The following is a 16326-nucleotide window of genomic DNA, read 5'->3' as shown; positions in this document are numbered from 1 at the left end:
TATTAATATTTAAATAAATGCGGTATGAATTCTTTCAGACACCGCCTCCATGTCAACCATTCATGTCCGGTACCTTGCGATTCATAATAATCGACCCTGATACCCAGTTCACGGAGTGAATCTACCATTTTTTTTGTACCCATTTGTTCTTCCGTACCACAGCCAAGAAAAAGATAATTCACCTCCTTATTGAATTTGTTCGCATCAGCAAACACTCCGTTAAAGCAAGTTTTCATATCCAGTCCGAAAATAGCTCCGCTAAAACTTCCTATATAAGAGAACTTGTCGAGATGAGGCAGTGTAGTATTGAAAGTCTGGTGTCCGCCCCACGACAGACCTGCCATCGCACGACTTCCACGATCCGTCTTAGTACGGAAAGTACGATCAATCATCGGAATCAAGTCTTTCAGGATGACATCATAAAAAGTAGCACCATACAATGCCCTTTCTTCGTCTATGTTTTTCCCCGGACGTGGCCGAAACGGAACTTCGACATCCCCACTATCCATCACAACCAACATTGGAACACATTTGCCAGATGCGATCAAATTATCCATAATATGATTCATACGTCCTTGTGTGCTCCAACCGGTCTCATCTTCTCCCATGCCGTGCTGCAAATATAATACCGGGAAACGTTTTTTCGAATGAGTTTCATACTCCGCCGGCGTATATACCATACATCGACGAAACTCTTTTTGCGTCTCCGAGTAATATGTACAAGAGCGAACTTGCCCGTGAGGAACTTGTTGAGGACGATAATAATCCCCCTCTTCGCCTTCAGGAATTTCAATACCACTTGCCATACGGCAACAACCAAAAAAGGTATAACTGGAAGGATCTGTTACCGATACTCCGTCCACTATTAGAAAATAATAATGGAATCCTACGGGTAACGGATCAGTTGTTGCCATCCAAAGTCCTCCGGTATCTTTCCACATATCATACTTCTTTCCGCAACAATCCACTTGCATCTTACTTGCCTGTGGAGCATAGAAGCGAAAATGGACACGTCCTTCTTTATCCACTCGAGGATAATCATATCCAGGGATGTTGGTAGATGCCGGAACAGTCGCTATACCTAAATCGCGCTCTTTCTCCAACAAAAGAAGCTGTTTCTCCGCATATCGCACTCCCAACTCTCTATATCCTGCTGCCGTAAAATGCAAATCATCTTCTGCCGCAGGACAACCTGAAGAAGGAATCACATATGAAGTAGGAATCACCTGTGGCAGGGTATTGATTATTTCATTCATGCTTGCACACTTACCATTCTGATCGGCATGTACCACTTCTCCCACCAGCAAAGGCACATCTTTTGCCTGAAGATTCAGATCTCTCAACAGGTTTTCATATACCCTCTTCACCTTTTGAGGCCAATCTTTATCACCGGTGTTAGATTCACCCTGATGTAATAGGATACCTTTAATTACGCCCGCTTTCTGCGCTTTTCTTGCTAACTCCTTTAGTCTGCGGTAAGGGTTATTATCATAGGCTTTTGTACTATTTTTCATCCATTCCGGTTGAGAAGCAATATATTCTTCACAATGCTCTTCATTGAATAATTCAATCCTACAACCACCCACAGCTACATTAATGACACCCACTTTTATATTATCAGGTAATCTTTCTACCAATGTACGCCCGAAATAATCTGCCGGCGTCAATCCTGTATAGCAACGTACCAACGGAGGAACCGCCTTATACCATTCTCCTTCGATACGCCCTAAAGACGGACAGTCAACAGCTGCCATCACCAGAAAACGTTCATTAACATTACACGTATCCTGTGTCTCAACTTTTGCATTTCCTTCCATATTTGATTGTCCCAAACAAAGGTAAATATGGAAATTCTTATCTTGTGTAAATGCGAATATGCTTACACACAATAAACAACTTACTAAAATTATCTTTTTCATATTCATTTTATTAGCTTTGAAAAACCTACGACTTCCCGCAGGTCTGAATTAACAGTCAATCAAACATATATGCAAAAGAACGCATCTTTTTCCAATGCACCATATTATTATGTTTCTAATACATATCTCCACGTTACATATTGAATAAAGAGGCTACCCACTACGGATAACCTCTTCATTCAAACGGTTTATTTATTTTTCCAAAAGCTATTTCGCCTTTGTATCTGTTAAATAAACTCTATTAATAACTACTTCTTTGCCTCCCATAGACCAAAAACCAATAATCTTAATAGAATTTGGAGAAACTTTTGTTAGTACACCGTCCTTCTCCTTTGACAAATTAGTAAGATCAATAACAGCACGCAAAGTCGTTTTATCTACTTTGACATCCCCAGCTGCCCCATTCCAATAACCTTCATCAAAAATCCGGAAAGCAACATCATCGGTATCCTCCATGCTGACCAATTCGGCTACCAGATATTTGTGAGTAGACAAATCCTTGCCAGCAGAATACTGCCAACCTCCGAAACCATACTGACCGGCAATAAAAGTATGCGTTTTTCTATCAAATGAGCCTGTTTCCCAGATACTAGGGTTGAAGTCATCAAAAGAGAAATCACCTGGTTGTTCTACAATATCCGTCAGATAGACTCTCTTTATAACTATTTTCTTACCACCGCTCGACCAGAACCCGACAATTTTGAGAGATGGATCTACTTTTGATCCATTCTTCGACAAACTCTTCAGATCGATGACAGCAGTACGGGAATTGTTAAATGTGACACTGGCTGCCTCTCCATCCCAATATCCTTTATCGAAAACCCGAAAAGCAACATCCGTAGCTTCCGTTCCTTCACCCAGCTCGGCCACCAAATAGTGATAACCGGAGAAATCAACGGCACTATCGTATTCCCATCCACCAAAGCCATATGAACCAGTAATCAATGTACCAGTCTTGGGTTCAAAAGAACCAGTCGGTTGATTCGGGTCCCATATATTCGGATTGAGGTTATCAAATGAGAAATAATCTTTAACAGGGTTTTCAGCGTCATCATTACTCAAATAGATATCATTAATAATAATAGGCTTTCCTCCATTGGACCAGAACCCAATGATCTTTATAGATTTCGGACTCAATATAGCTCCAGAATCTTCTTTCTTCATCTTCTTAAGTTCCACCACCACTTTACGTGAATTACCAAAAGCATAAGAAGCAGCTCCTTCCCAGTATCCCTTATCAAATAAACGGAATTTTACATCAGCGGTATTGTCATTTCCTAATTTGACAACTAGGTACTTGTAACCAGACAAATCTACGCCATTAGTATATTCCCAACCACCGAATCCATATGAACCCGTGATTAAGGTATGTGTCGTTTCATCGTATGTTCCAGTTTCCCATATACTCGGATTGAACGCATCTGCCGACAGTGGGAAAGTGGTAGCATGAACTGCCACCGTAGCTGTTTTTATGCCGGATGCCTCTCCATAAGTCACCGTAATGGTTACATTTCCATCTTTGAGAGCAGTCATCTTACCCGTTCCATCTATGCTGATGATAGAAGGATCTGAACAGGAGAATGAAGCTTTAGAAGAAACAATAGAAGTACTTCCATCTTCGTAGTTGGCATAAACCATCAGGTACGAACTACTTCCGGTAGTTAAAGTAATACCTGCTTCGGCTCCTTCAACTGTAATATCTTTCAAAGCACCAGTATCGGAAGTCCCTTTTCTATAATCTTGATACCAATGATAAATAGGCCATGGACAAGCTTGCGGATCATCCAAGAACGTATAAGCTCCCGGTGTACCAGGTACATCTTTGAAGTCGGCCAATAAATGCGGGCTAGTGAAAAGCAACCAACTTACATTGCCTGCGTTATCAACAATATATTTAAAATTGGCACCGAACCCCGGTCCTCCTAACGTTCCAGTAATGGCTTTTCCCCACGAAGCATCATATCTAGCAGGAGCCCAGTCCATCTCCGTAATAATGATGGGTGCAAAATCCGCCACCGGGCCTACTTGCCTATCCCATCCGTTCTGGAAAGGTTGGTAACCACCTGTACTGGAGCCACCGTCACCATTTTCTCCGTCACTGTTCATCCACCCCGGATATAAATGCACCGCATAACCAATGTTATCTCCCTCTATACGATGATTAGCATAACCACTATAATTAGACTGATAACCCAATCCGGGAACCCAAATAATGTTATCGGCATTTGCACGGATAGCATCGACTACCTTCTGGAAATATTTCTTGAGGCTGGTAAAACAAGGATCTCCATCTCCTCCGGCAATACCATCGGAACCAACGATACGTACCGGCTCATTGGCCAACTCGAACATAATATGCGAATTGTTTTTGATTTTGGGATGCTTGGAAACAATATCCCATACAGTTACAAGATATTCATTGTAATCATCATCCACAGCAATTTCTTCCGGACATACTCCAGGAGGACGCATGACTACATACATACCTTTTGAAATCGCATATTCTGCCATCGGAACAAAAACCTGATCCAGATATTTCTTAAAGCGGGCTTCTTCAAAACAATGGATATCATTTTCACCTGTCGCTTGACAGCCCGGCGTATTGCTCCAATAAGGATCCATATGTAAACGAATAAAATCCATCTCCCAACCAGCAGCAAGCATTCTACGAACCAGCCCCTGATTGTATCTCAAACAAGCATCCACATCATAGTTGCTCCACATGCTTTCATTGAAGTAAGGACTATATGTCTGTGCAAAACCATGCAAATTGACTATATTACCTTCACTATCTTTCAAATACCGGCCTTCGATATGCAATTTGGGCATTCCTTCCGCCTTATCCAAAACAAGTAATTGAAGCATCTTTTGGGCATACCTCTTACCCAACTCCCGATAGCCTTCGGCCGTGAAATGAAGCCCGTCTTCTTTGCCGGGGCATCCTTCAGCTGAAATCACATGGGCATTTTTCACCAATGAGGGCATCTTGGCAATGATGCTGTTCATACCATGGCAAATCCCTCCTTGCTCTTCGGTCAACATTTCCCCAATCAGCAGAGGAACAGTATCACTATTGAGTGTGAGATCTTTCAACAGGTCGGTATAAATCTTGTTCACCTTCATCGGCCAATCCTCTTGCATATTGTTGGTTTCACCCTGATGTAGCAAAATACCTTTGATAACCCCGGATTGTTTGGCTATTTTTGCCATCTCCACCAGTTTGGCGTAAGGATTACCTCCATAAATATTCATCAACCCTTTTTGCCAGTCATCGGCTTCACCGTAATATTTTTTATAATTTTCCTTATCGAAAGCATCAATACCTGCACCACCCATAGCCACCATGATAACACCAACTTTCACGTTGTCCGATGTTTCAGCCACCATAGTACGGCCAAAATAATCAATAGGTGTCAGGCCAGTATCCCAACGACAAAGCGGCGGAACGGCTGTATACCATTCACCAGCTATTCTTCCCAGATGTTCTTCATCGTCAGGCGACACAGCCATCATTCGGAAACGGGAGCTAACTCCTTCTTTATCCACATTCTCAATGGCAGCATTACCTTCCATGTTCGACTGACCGAAGCACAAATAGATGTGGAAATTCGGGTCGGACTTGGAAATTTCAAGTTCGTCTACCTGAAATCGTCTATAATCTTCAGTGTCTACACAACTAGCAGACAACAAGATGATAAGGGTAAAAAGATAGATATGTTTCAAATATTTCATAACGTGTTTCTCTTTATCTATTTATTAATTCAAGGGATTGCTACTGGCTTAAATGTTTCTGCCACGACACCCCGGGTAAGTACCACCAACGTATCTTTAATAGCATACGTATTGCTGTTACCAAGTGTAAGTGTATAATCGAGGTAAACGGCATCACGATCTTCCTGTCCCCAGCTTTTCTTATCGCCGTCTTTTACAAACTTACCATTACCAGTGATTACATAATCCGCCCCTTCTTTCTGTTTCACAATACAGTTATTATTATCGTCGAATGTCAGTGACATTGTAAATGGAACTTCCAATTTGTTCTTATCATAGGTTTTGAATGAAGCCGTCACTGTTTTCAGATTGTATGTATTTAATGCACATTTTTCATCTTTTTCTACATAACTGGCATGACGGACAATTTCACGCTGTGCTCCATCTTCAGTCACCACTTCCTTACCACGACGCAGATAAGTAGCATCCCAAGGGTTGATATACTTAATACAATAAAGGATATAATCCTTAGGCTGTGTTCCCCAGTCTGCGGCAATCAACCGATTGGGATTTGCTACTGCCGGCTTTCCGCGCAATATCGAGTCAGCATTGGAAACCGAATTAATTACCATCGGAATAACATACTTATTCTGTATTGCTTTCTCATCTTTGAAAAACTCATCCGTGAGCTGTACCTCAATTCCACCCGCTATCTGACCAGAGGGAATGGTTAGTTTAGTATTCACAAAGTCATCATAATTATAGTAATGATGAGGCATGGCTTCCACCGTTTCACCACCCTCTCCAAATGTGAATCCTTTGCATAGGTTCTCATCCAAGGAAAGATCCAAAACAATATTATGGTTATTCTGATAAACACCTCCAGTAGTAGCCATAATTTTACACTTATGTGCATTGTCCAAGCTTGTATCATAGATATCTTCTCCAAGTACAATGGTACGTACAGGAGTCTGATAAGCAAAGTATACGGTTGTATATTTATAGTCAGGAAACTCCCAATCCTGGTTGTGACAAGCCGTCAGCACACCGGCGAGTAGCATTATGCTTAAGATAGTTAACTTTTTCATATTTTCTGATTTTATTGATTACTTTGACGTTTTACCATCCTTTATTTTGCAGAAGTTGATCCCATTTCAATATTTCCTCATAGGGAAGAGGTCCATAGTTCATATAATTCTGATACACTCTATTTTCCACAGTAATATCAGCATATAGTGTTCCCATGATACGTACTCCTTGTGCTGCTTCCGTTAAGTTGGTCTCCCAACGGCGCAAATCCCAAAAGCGAAAACCTTCGAAACAAAGTTCCAAACGACGTTCGTTACGGATCAGTTCTTCCATCTCATCCATAGTATTTATTGATTCCAGATAAGTATCCGGTTGAGCAATGCCGGCACGTTGGCGGATTGCAGCAATGACATCGCGGGCAGAATATCCATGTTCTCCATTACCATCCGGTCCCCAAGCCCTGTTGGAGGCTTCAGCATAATTCAGGAATATTTCCGTATAACGAATGCGCGGATAATAATGAACTTGCTTTTGGCTGCTTACCGGATTTAGATTCACATCTTCACGCAACAGTTTTCTCATATAGTACCCCGTACGTGTAGAAGTAGAGATTGCATTAATACCATCATCAGTTTTACCCACCTCTGTGTAAATCTGTGAATCACTTGGGCCCATGGTGCTTCCGTTTGTGACAATATATTTAGCCAGACGAGGATCACGGCTCGTGTACGGACGACTTTCATTATACTTTCCATTTACCTTGTCTGTAATAGGATAGCCATTCTGCATAGGAAATGCATCTACTAAGTTCTGGGTTGGATTGATACGTCCATTTCCATATAGGCTGGGAGGAAAGTTTTCAGTCTCCAGATTATTGGATTCTTCTACATTAGTTCTCCAAAGGATTTCTTTAGGATTGTTACCATCACCCAAACCACCAATTTCTGCTGAATTTTCCCGGGCATACCAATAAAAACCATTACTTGCCATACCGGACAAACCGCCATTCAGGTCGAGTACCTCTCCTGCATAATCAGCCGCATCTTTCCACTGTTGTTCCGTACCACCGAAAGCCGGACTGGCAGCGAGTAGCGCAACCTTTGAGCGAATAGCTTTAGCTATGCGTCCCGACATACGTTGACGGTTGTAAGAGCCAAATACACGATTATATTCCGTATAGGAAATGTGAGCATATTTAGACGGTAACTGACTGGCATCAGCGATGTCTTCGTAATCAAGAGGCAGATAACTTTCAGCTTTACTCAAGTCGCTATAAATCTGCTCTACACAATCTTCAAAAGTATCTCTTGGTAAATTGAAATTACTCTCACCATTTTGCGATTCAACCAAGATAGGTACACCCATCAACCGGCCATCCGCAGTTCTTCCCGCATGAGCTTGCAACAAATAATACATATTCAAAGCACGGAGACCATAACACTCTCCTTTAATGCGATCATTAAACAATTCTTTGGTTCCTTCACCAGTAGTGGCCCATTCAATATTGTCTGCATCTTCCAACATCATATTCAAATACTGAATGGAAGTATAGGAACGTTCCCACTGGTTCATCGGATTCATCATGGCCGACCATTGTCCGGTAGCCATCTTCAAATAGTTATTATTTACATCATTGGTTACAGCATCATCTGTAGCTACATCATCAAAAGAATAGTTATTCGGCAATCGGACATATGCATTCAGCAGTAACCCTTCGGCGAACGCGGGATCATTCACCATATCTTCCTTGCCACGATTGTTTTCATCTTCCGGTGCAAACAAATTGCTACAACCGACAAAAGTGAAACACAAACAGCATGACGTTAATATTATTATTAATTTCTTTTTCATGTCAATTCAACTTTAATGGAATTAAAATTCAACTTTTACTCCAAGGTTATAAAAACGGCATTGAGGAGAACCCAGATTCAATTCCAATATTTCCCTGTTTTTGGCAATAGTCAACAGATTGGAACCACTCACATACACCTTAAGATCTTTGATAAAAGAACTTTGGATGATTTTATGCGGCAACGAGTAAGTCAACTGTACTTTAGCTAAGTCAAATCGATTAGTACTATAAGTCCAGAAATCCGAATAACGAAAATTGTTACTACCATTAGTAGTGGTCAAACGTGGATATGATGCACCAGGATTCTTTTCCGTCCAACTGTCACGCACTACAACAGAATACTTCTTATCTCCATTCACCCAATAATAGTCATCCGTTTTAACACCTGTACCGCCGACACTACCTGTTCCCAATAAAAACAAAGTGAAATCTTTCCATTGAGCTGTTAAATGAACACCATAAGAGAAAGGTGCTCCCCATCGGCCAATCATTACTTCGTCTCGTTCATCAATCACTCCATCATTATTTTGGTCTTTATACTTGATATCACCAGGTTTCACCTCTCCAAACTTCTGCTCGATATTGCGCTCGTCAATTTCCGCCTGATTCATAAACAACCCTTCACTCTGCAATCCGAAGATAGCATCAGTGGGTTGCCCCACCCGATTACGATAAGAATCAGCGTACAATTCATCACGTTTCAATGCTTTCGAAGTAACATAAGTGCCCGATACGCCTGCTTGCAAATTAACCTGCCCCACCTTCTTGTTCAAGTCTATCTGAAAATCAAAACCACGATATTGATTGGTATTGAAATTAGTATAAGGAATGAATGAAGTTTTCGGATAACCCGATTGAAAATAACTAGGATATTGAGTTGCCGCAATGACTGGAATATCTTCCAACTTAGTGAAAAATAGATTAGCCTTCATATTAAGCAAATTGTTAAAGAAGGAACCTTCGATACCAACATTAATCTCTTTACGCTTGGCATATCCTAACTTCAAATTTTCCCCTCGTGTCACAGAAGTATAATTATTGCTGTATTTGCCATCGTGCCATCCATAGCCGGGAGCCTCCATATAAACAGCATCATACAGAAAGTACAATGGACGACCGGTCTCACTATCGGTGGGGAATAACAAATCAGTATGTAGAATACCGGCAGAAGCCGTCAATTTCAATCGGTCGATCGAACGGGCGTTTTGCATAAAAGCCTCCTCTGATAAAACCCATCCTAACCCAACTGTCGGAGAGAATGCCAACCGATGAGCACTTGCCAGACGAGTAGAATTGACAAGCGCACCACCAAATGATGCATAATAGGTCTGACTAAAATTGTAGTCCAACTGCAAACCCATATTGGCATTCGTTTCGTATTGGAAGTCACCTGTTTGACGCATACGAGTTGCGGCTCCTAGCAAAATGGCTGACACATTGTGCTTCTCCTGAAAAGTATTAGTATAATCAAAATGCACATTAAAATCGACAGTCTGATGATTCCAAGAATCGCTAAGATTCTGGGTTCCCGTATTCATATCTTTGTTGTGCTTAGTCAAACCATTGATTATATCTGTACCTTGCTCACTTTTGCCCCAATCAGCTACATACACAGCGTAAGTATTATTCACCGACTCATTGTACGTGTTAGAGTAGTCGATACTCATGGCACCATGAAAAGATAAGCCTTTCAGCACCTGATTCAGATCAATATCAAGACCGCCAGTAAATTGAAATTGCCGACTTGTATAGGCAATGTATCCCCCGGCATAAGCATCGGCTATTGGATTGGTGAGATATTGCTGCGAACCACCGAGCAAGTATTTGCCATCGATAATATGACGACTGTTCCGTATTTGTAGCTGTAGATTCGGATTATCCGGATCAATCATATCAATAGGAATCATTGGCGAATAACGGTGCGGCTGGATTGTGCGAGCTTTATTCCAAAAGTCACCCAATGCCGAATGGTTATTATAAAAGACCGTAGAAACATTTACATAAGTCTTGATATAATCGTTCAATTTCAAATCGACATTACCACGAATATTCAAACGCGTAGTCCCTTCTTTTTTACCTTCACCAAAATTCAACAAAGAATTATTATTCTGAATGCCTGCCTGTGCATAGAAACGGGCACGCTCCGTACCGCCTGTAAAGTCAGCTTCGGCAGAATAAGAGTTATAAAATTTACGCAAATAATCAGACGAATAATAGTCCACATCCGGATAACGATAAGGATTGACCTGCGCACCGTAGTTATAGATAGTGGCTTTATCATAAAGCGGGTCAATGCCATCATTGATACATGCCTGATTATAATACGTCATATATTCGGCCGAACCGATATATTGGGGATATGCTTTCGGAGTGTTGATACCAGCATGAGCACGCACGTTAATTTGACGATCACCTACTTTCCCACGTTTGGTGGTAATCAGAATCACTCCGTTAGCAGCCCTGCTACCATACAGAACAACCGCATTCGCACCCTTCAGGAATGTAATCTGATCGATCTCGCTAGTAGTGATATTGTCAATAGAACGAGGAACACCATCTACCAAAACCAATGCATTGCCCATTCCCCAAAGGTTACTGCCTCCAACGAAAGCTTCCGCTCCCTCCAGTGCGTATGTACTGTACGATTTGTCCAGGTATTCACTTGGCTTCAGTACGGAAATTCCTCCCGCCAAGTCTTTATTGGACACTGCCGTATAGGCTATGTGTACCAATGAATCTTTACTTTCCGGTTCTATAGCTGTTCCTACCGCCTTCACTGACGGAATCAAAAACATTCCACACAGAACCAATCCTATTTTTATATATTTCATTGTGTTTTCATTTTAAGTGAAAAAATAGACCCACAGATTACCATCCCGGATTTTGACCGAATGTTGGATAATTAGAGACATCTTTGATTCTTAAAGGTAACCACCAGTGCTTACTCTCAAAAGGACGAGTCACAAGCACTTCCTCTCTCATGTTGATCGGTTTTCCATCGGCTCCTCTATCAAAATAGATGGCAGTCTTCTCCCGATATTTCAGTTGGTCGGCAATCATCCAACGACGTAAATCATTATAACGGAATTCTTCTTCAAATCCCAATTCCATAGCGCGTTCACGAATGATTTCACCCATAAACTTCTCTTTGTCGTTCACATATTTTGCTCCAACAGTGCCAGCCCCGCAACGTTTACGAATAATATTAACAGCTGCTTCTGCTGTTATATAATCAGGTCCGGTACTGGTTGCCGATCCATATCCTTGAAGAACAGCTTCCGCATACATCAGATAGACATCGGCTAAACGCATATATGACAAATGCATATAATTGTCATTCCACTGGTCATAGTTATTATTGTCCATAGGAACTAGTTTACGCAATCCATAACCTGTACGGCCTGATTTATCGTTGACACGACTATGTCCTTTCGTTGTCAAATCCGCATAGCGATACTTCTCATCCGCATCCGGCATAGACCCTTTCACCACTTGCACTCCATCATAGATGATATTATGATAGAAACGAGGATCACGATTAGCCCAAGGATCGGTCTTATCATATTGGTGGTTGTCCGGATCATCAATCGGCAGTCCATTCTTTGTTCCATAATTCTCTACAAAACGAGCATTGGGAGAACTATAAGCACCAGGATTAGCCTTACTATCCCCATAGTTCGAACTAGGTCCCCAAGGACATCCCTTCAACCAAGCATTGTATACCGGACATTGAAATATCGCCTCCGGATAACCGGGAATTGCACCATTCTTACCATGACTATAAAACAGGAAACTATAGTTTTCCCAATCGATGAGTTTCACCTGTGTTTCTTGCTTATCTACATATTTCAGCAATTCTGCAAATACTTCAGCTGCTTTCCGGCAATACTCCGTATCGAAATTTTTATTTCCGGTCGACTCGTAGTTAAGCAACGGACTTCCGGCATACAAGTAGTTCTTACCCAAATAGCCTAATGCCGTAATTTTAGATACACGCAACTGGTTTTTACCGAGTGTTAATTTTCCAGTAGCTGTTTTATCCCAGTCGGCCGGTAACAAGTCGGCTGCTTCGCGCAAGTCTTGTGCAATGCGGTCAGCCGTTTCGTGACAGTTTAAGCGGGGATAGTCCAATTTATCAGCAGAAGAAAACGCTTTGTCGATATAAGGCATACCTCCCCAATAAGTCATTAGCTCAAAATGATAGAAAGCACGGAAAAACAGCAACTGTCCTTTAATAATATCTCTCTGCTCGGGAGTAGCATCTGTAAGATTCTCCATATTCTCGAGACCAAGATTCGCTTTACGAATAGCATACCATGCATTAGACCATAGCCCTTTTCCTGTATCACCATCAGTCTTTATATCAGCCGCAGACAACCATGAAATCCAACTGTCCCAAACCCAGGAATTTCCTTTATCCATTTCGTCATTGACCCATATACCTCCAACCTTGTTCAGTATTTCATCACCCAGTATCCAATCGCAGGCCCAAGTATAAATGGTGTAATCAGGTACACTACTATATAACTCTTCAACAAATCCCTGGAAATTATTAAAGCTGATAAAGGCATCTGTAGAAGAAACCTCTGCCTCCGGACTACGATCCAGATAATCCTTGCAGGAAGATAATGCAGCTATCATTAACAATAATGTGCCGCAAGCTATCAACTTGTATATATTTTTTATCATCATACTTTTTCTTTTATAGGTTCACGTTAAATCCCATATTCACACGTCTTACTGTCGGATAAGCGGAAGATGCACCTAAATTTACTTCACGATCATCCGGCATATGGCTCCACATCCACAAATTATCACCATTCACATAAATGCGTAAAGACTTGATTCCAAACTTCTTCACCCATGACTGTGTAAAGGTATAAGCCAATTCTACATTCTTCAGACGGATATAAGAACTGTCATACAGATTAATTGTACCTTTATATTCCGCGTGAGAATTCCATCGAGGCATCGGAGCGTCGGCTCCGGTATCATCTGCACTCCAGTAAGTTCCTAACTTATAGGCACGATTCAAGTGATTAGAGAAACTATTCAGATCGACAGAACGGTTACAGTTGTTGACACCATAAAACTGCACGAATGCACTGAACCCTTTCCACTCGAAACCAACAGTTGCGCTATATGTATTTTGCGGTCTCTCCGGATACCCATAAGGCACTGAATCATATGTATCTATCACACCGTCACCATTATAATCTATAAAATTCAAGTTACCCGGAAGTTTTTCCGAATCATATGTATTCAATATCGTACTGCCATAAAGTTCATCCCACGTATTGTAATAGCCATTGGAGATGTGAGCATAGGTTTGTCCGATCTGCTTGTTTGCTTGCTTTTGATATTCGTCTTTCAATACCGGGTCATCCGCTTCTACGACTTTATCTTTAGCGTGTGTCATATTAAAACTACCCCATACCCGCATTCCATTTTCAAATACTTTGGAAGAGCGGAGTTCCAGTTCGTAACCTTTCACCCGAACTTTACCTAAATTGGCAACTCCCGGTGTTCCTCCAAAATAAGGGGGGATAGCACGTTTTGAACCTTCCAGAAGAATGTCCGTACGATAATCGTTGAACGCTTCGAAACTACCGGCAAACAAACCGTTGAAGAAAGAAAACTCTACACCGAGATTCTTTTTAGTAACCTTTTCCCAATGAATATCCGGGTTACCGATCTTATCTTCTTTCCACCACGTATAGGGACTGGTATTTCCATCATGTGAACCTAATCCGGAAGTTCCCTCATTTTTCCATTGTGTCACGTACAGCCAACGTTCGGAGATGTTATCATCCCCCACTTGTCCGTAAGTGGCACGTACTTTCAGCATATCCAAAAACTTGAATGATTTCATAAATTTCTCTTCACTAATCATCCAACCGATACCTGCCGACGGAAAGAAAGCAAAACGGTGTTGCGGACCAAATTTTTCAGAACCATTATATGCACCATTAAATTCCACAAAGTATCTGGAAGCATAATTGTAAGTGCCACGGAAGACCCAATCTTCCCGATAGTGTTCAAATTCACTGCCCGTAGCATATTTATCGCGGCTGAATAGTCCCATTACGGTTACGTCGTGATCTCCGAATTTACGCGCATAATCAATCTGTGCCTGATAATACAATTTTCTGGAGTTTTCGTTACCTCCCCATTTATTGACAAACGTTTCATCTTTACGTATGCTCCAAGGATTCACTACATAATCGAATTGGTTTGTGCCATAATGTTGTGAAAGCGTGACTTGTCCGGTATTGGGATCAATATACTTGAATTGTAAATTGCCGTCATCATAAACACCACCCTGCGTCTTGAAAACGTTATCAAACGAGAGAGTAACTCTGGCATTCAACCCCTTTAGCAACATACCGAGGTCTTGCTTTAATGTAAAGTCTGTATTGATTCTACCAGTGTTGATTTTCCGCACACCATTATTACCCAATGTAGCTGCCGAATTGACTGTGGCTACCTGGTCGGGGGGATAATATCCCCAAGTGCCATCTGAATAACGCGGCAAATAACAATCGGGCGGATTACTATAAATACTTTGCCAAATACGATATTCCCAATCATCTTGTCCCCAAGCATCTTGTTTGACACCATACGAACCGGAAAGGTTTGCCGTTAATACAGTTGACTTAGTCAGATTGAAATCCAAGTTGGAACGAACATTGATACGGTTAAAACCATATCCCGGATCATACGATTTGTTATTCTCAATCTTTTTCAGGATATCACCTTCATGGAGGTAATCGACTGAAGCAAAATATTTCACAAACTTATTACCTCCCGACGCACTAACATTAGCATTATAGGACATAGTAGCTTTCTTAACCATTTCGTCCGCCCAATCCACATTCGGATAACGTTCCGCCTCCGTCACATCTTTCGGATTGCGATACTTATTAAGTATGTCTTGCGGAGTATAGCTATCCCAAGATTCCGGATATAAACCAATCTCACGGATGATTGCTTCATTACGCAAAGCAAGTGCATCATAAGAGTCATACTTACTGGCCAATTTAGAAGGTATTTTCACTGTAGCATTGGCTGCAATACGAATATCCGCCTTTCCTTCCTGACCACGTTTGGTAGTAATCAAAATTACCCCGTTCGCTCCTTTCACACCAAAAACCGCCGTAGCAGATGCATCTTTCAACACTGAAATATTTTCAATAGAGCTAATATCCACACTATTCATGGGGCGTTCAATACCATCTACCAGCACCAGTGGGTCACTATTATTCCAAGTACTCTGACCACGAATATAGATTTTTGGGTCTTCTGCTCCAGGTGTTCCTTGTGTAGCAGTGGTTATAACCCCCGGCAAGTTACCTGTTAATGCAGCTCCTACGCTGGACACACCACCGGCACGCTCGAGTGTCTTACCACTCGTTTGGGTAATTGCACCAATGACACTCGCTTTCTTCTGTTGTCCATATCCTACGACTACGACCTCTTCAAGCTGCTTTGAATCGTCCTCAAGTACTACTTTCACTGTTCCTTTAGCAGATTGGATTTCTTTTGTTTTCATTCCAATATACGAAATAACAAGCACTGTTTTTTCACTAGGTACAGCTAGTATAAAATTTCCATCAATATCCGATATTGTACCTATCGAATTATTGCCTTTTACAACAATCGATGCTCCAATAACAGGCACGTCCTTATCATCTACGACCACACCTTTCACCGTTACTCCCTTTTGTGCCAAAACCGTCATACAACAGCATAGCATCAATAGAAGCAAATAGGGAATCTTTTGATTTTTCTTTTTTGCATTCTTCATTACTATTA

At 41.4% G+C, this 16326-nt stretch carries 7 protein-coding genes and 2 pseudogenes; all 9 read right to left on the bottom strand.

The annotated features are described in order from the left end of the window. Positions 1 to 2 precede the first annotated feature (2 nt). A complete protein-coding gene (locus tag H8796_RS08450) occupies positions 3 to 1919 on the bottom strand; it encodes a sialate O-acetylesterase (protein WP_117932501.1) in 1917 nt (638 codons plus the stop codon). A 207-nt stretch (positions 1920 to 2126) separates the two neighbouring features. Next, entirely contained in the window at positions 2127 to 5651 is a 3525-nt protein-coding gene (locus H8796_RS08445) for a sialate O-acetylesterase (protein WP_117932146.1), read from the bottom strand. A 29-nt stretch (positions 5652 to 5680) separates the two neighbouring features. Then, positions 5681 to 6112 (bottom strand): annotated as a pseudogene (locus H8796_RS25625) (DUF5627 domain-containing protein); the annotation flags it as partial. Beyond that, positions 6082 to 6186 carry an LPXTG cell wall anchor domain-containing protein gene (locus H8796_RS25620; protein WP_366512975.1) on the bottom strand — a complete coding sequence of 35 codons (105 nt, stop codon included), beginning with the start codon at positions 6184 to 6186 and terminating at the stop codon, positions 6082 to 6084. The gene H8796_RS25620 and the pseudogene H8796_RS25625, both read right to left, overlap by 31 nt. 61 nt (positions 6187 to 6247) lie before the next feature. Continuing rightward, positions 6248 to 6691, bottom strand: a pseudogene (locus H8796_RS25615) (BT_3987 domain-containing protein); the annotation flags it as partial. Positions 6692 to 6749: 58 nt separating this feature from the next. Next, the gene (locus tag H8796_RS08435; protein WP_117932150.1) at positions 6750 to 8510 is read right to left on the bottom strand and encodes a RagB/SusD family nutrient uptake outer membrane protein; all 1761 of its coding nucleotides are present in this window, start codon (positions 8508 to 8510) and stop codon (positions 6750 to 6752) included. A 21-nt stretch (positions 8511 to 8531) separates the two neighbouring features. Then, a complete protein-coding gene (locus H8796_RS08430; RefSeq protein WP_199488035.1) occupies positions 8532 to 11342 on the bottom strand; it encodes a SusC/RagA family TonB-linked outer membrane protein in 2811 nt (936 codons plus the stop codon). A gap of 37 nt (positions 11343 to 11379) precedes the next feature. Next, positions 11380 to 13203: a RagB/SusD family nutrient uptake outer membrane protein gene (locus H8796_RS08425; protein WP_199488036.1), complete on the bottom strand. Its 1824-nt coding sequence runs from the start codon at positions 13201 to 13203 to the stop codon at positions 11380 to 11382. Between the two features lie 10 nt (positions 13204 to 13213). Continuing rightward, positions 13214 to 16318 carry a TonB-dependent receptor gene (locus tag H8796_RS08420; protein ID WP_117932152.1) on the bottom strand — a complete coding sequence of 1035 codons (3105 nt, stop codon included), beginning with the start codon at positions 16316 to 16318 and terminating at the stop codon, positions 13214 to 13216. Positions 16319 to 16326 lie beyond the last annotated feature (8 nt).

This window comes from Bacteroides sp. M10 (assembly GCF_014334015.1).
GTDB classification, from domain to species: Bacteria; Bacteroidota; Bacteroidia; order Bacteroidales; family Bacteroidaceae; genus Bacteroides; species Bacteroides intestinigallinarum.
This window is presented reverse-complemented; position numbering and strand designations above follow the sequence as displayed.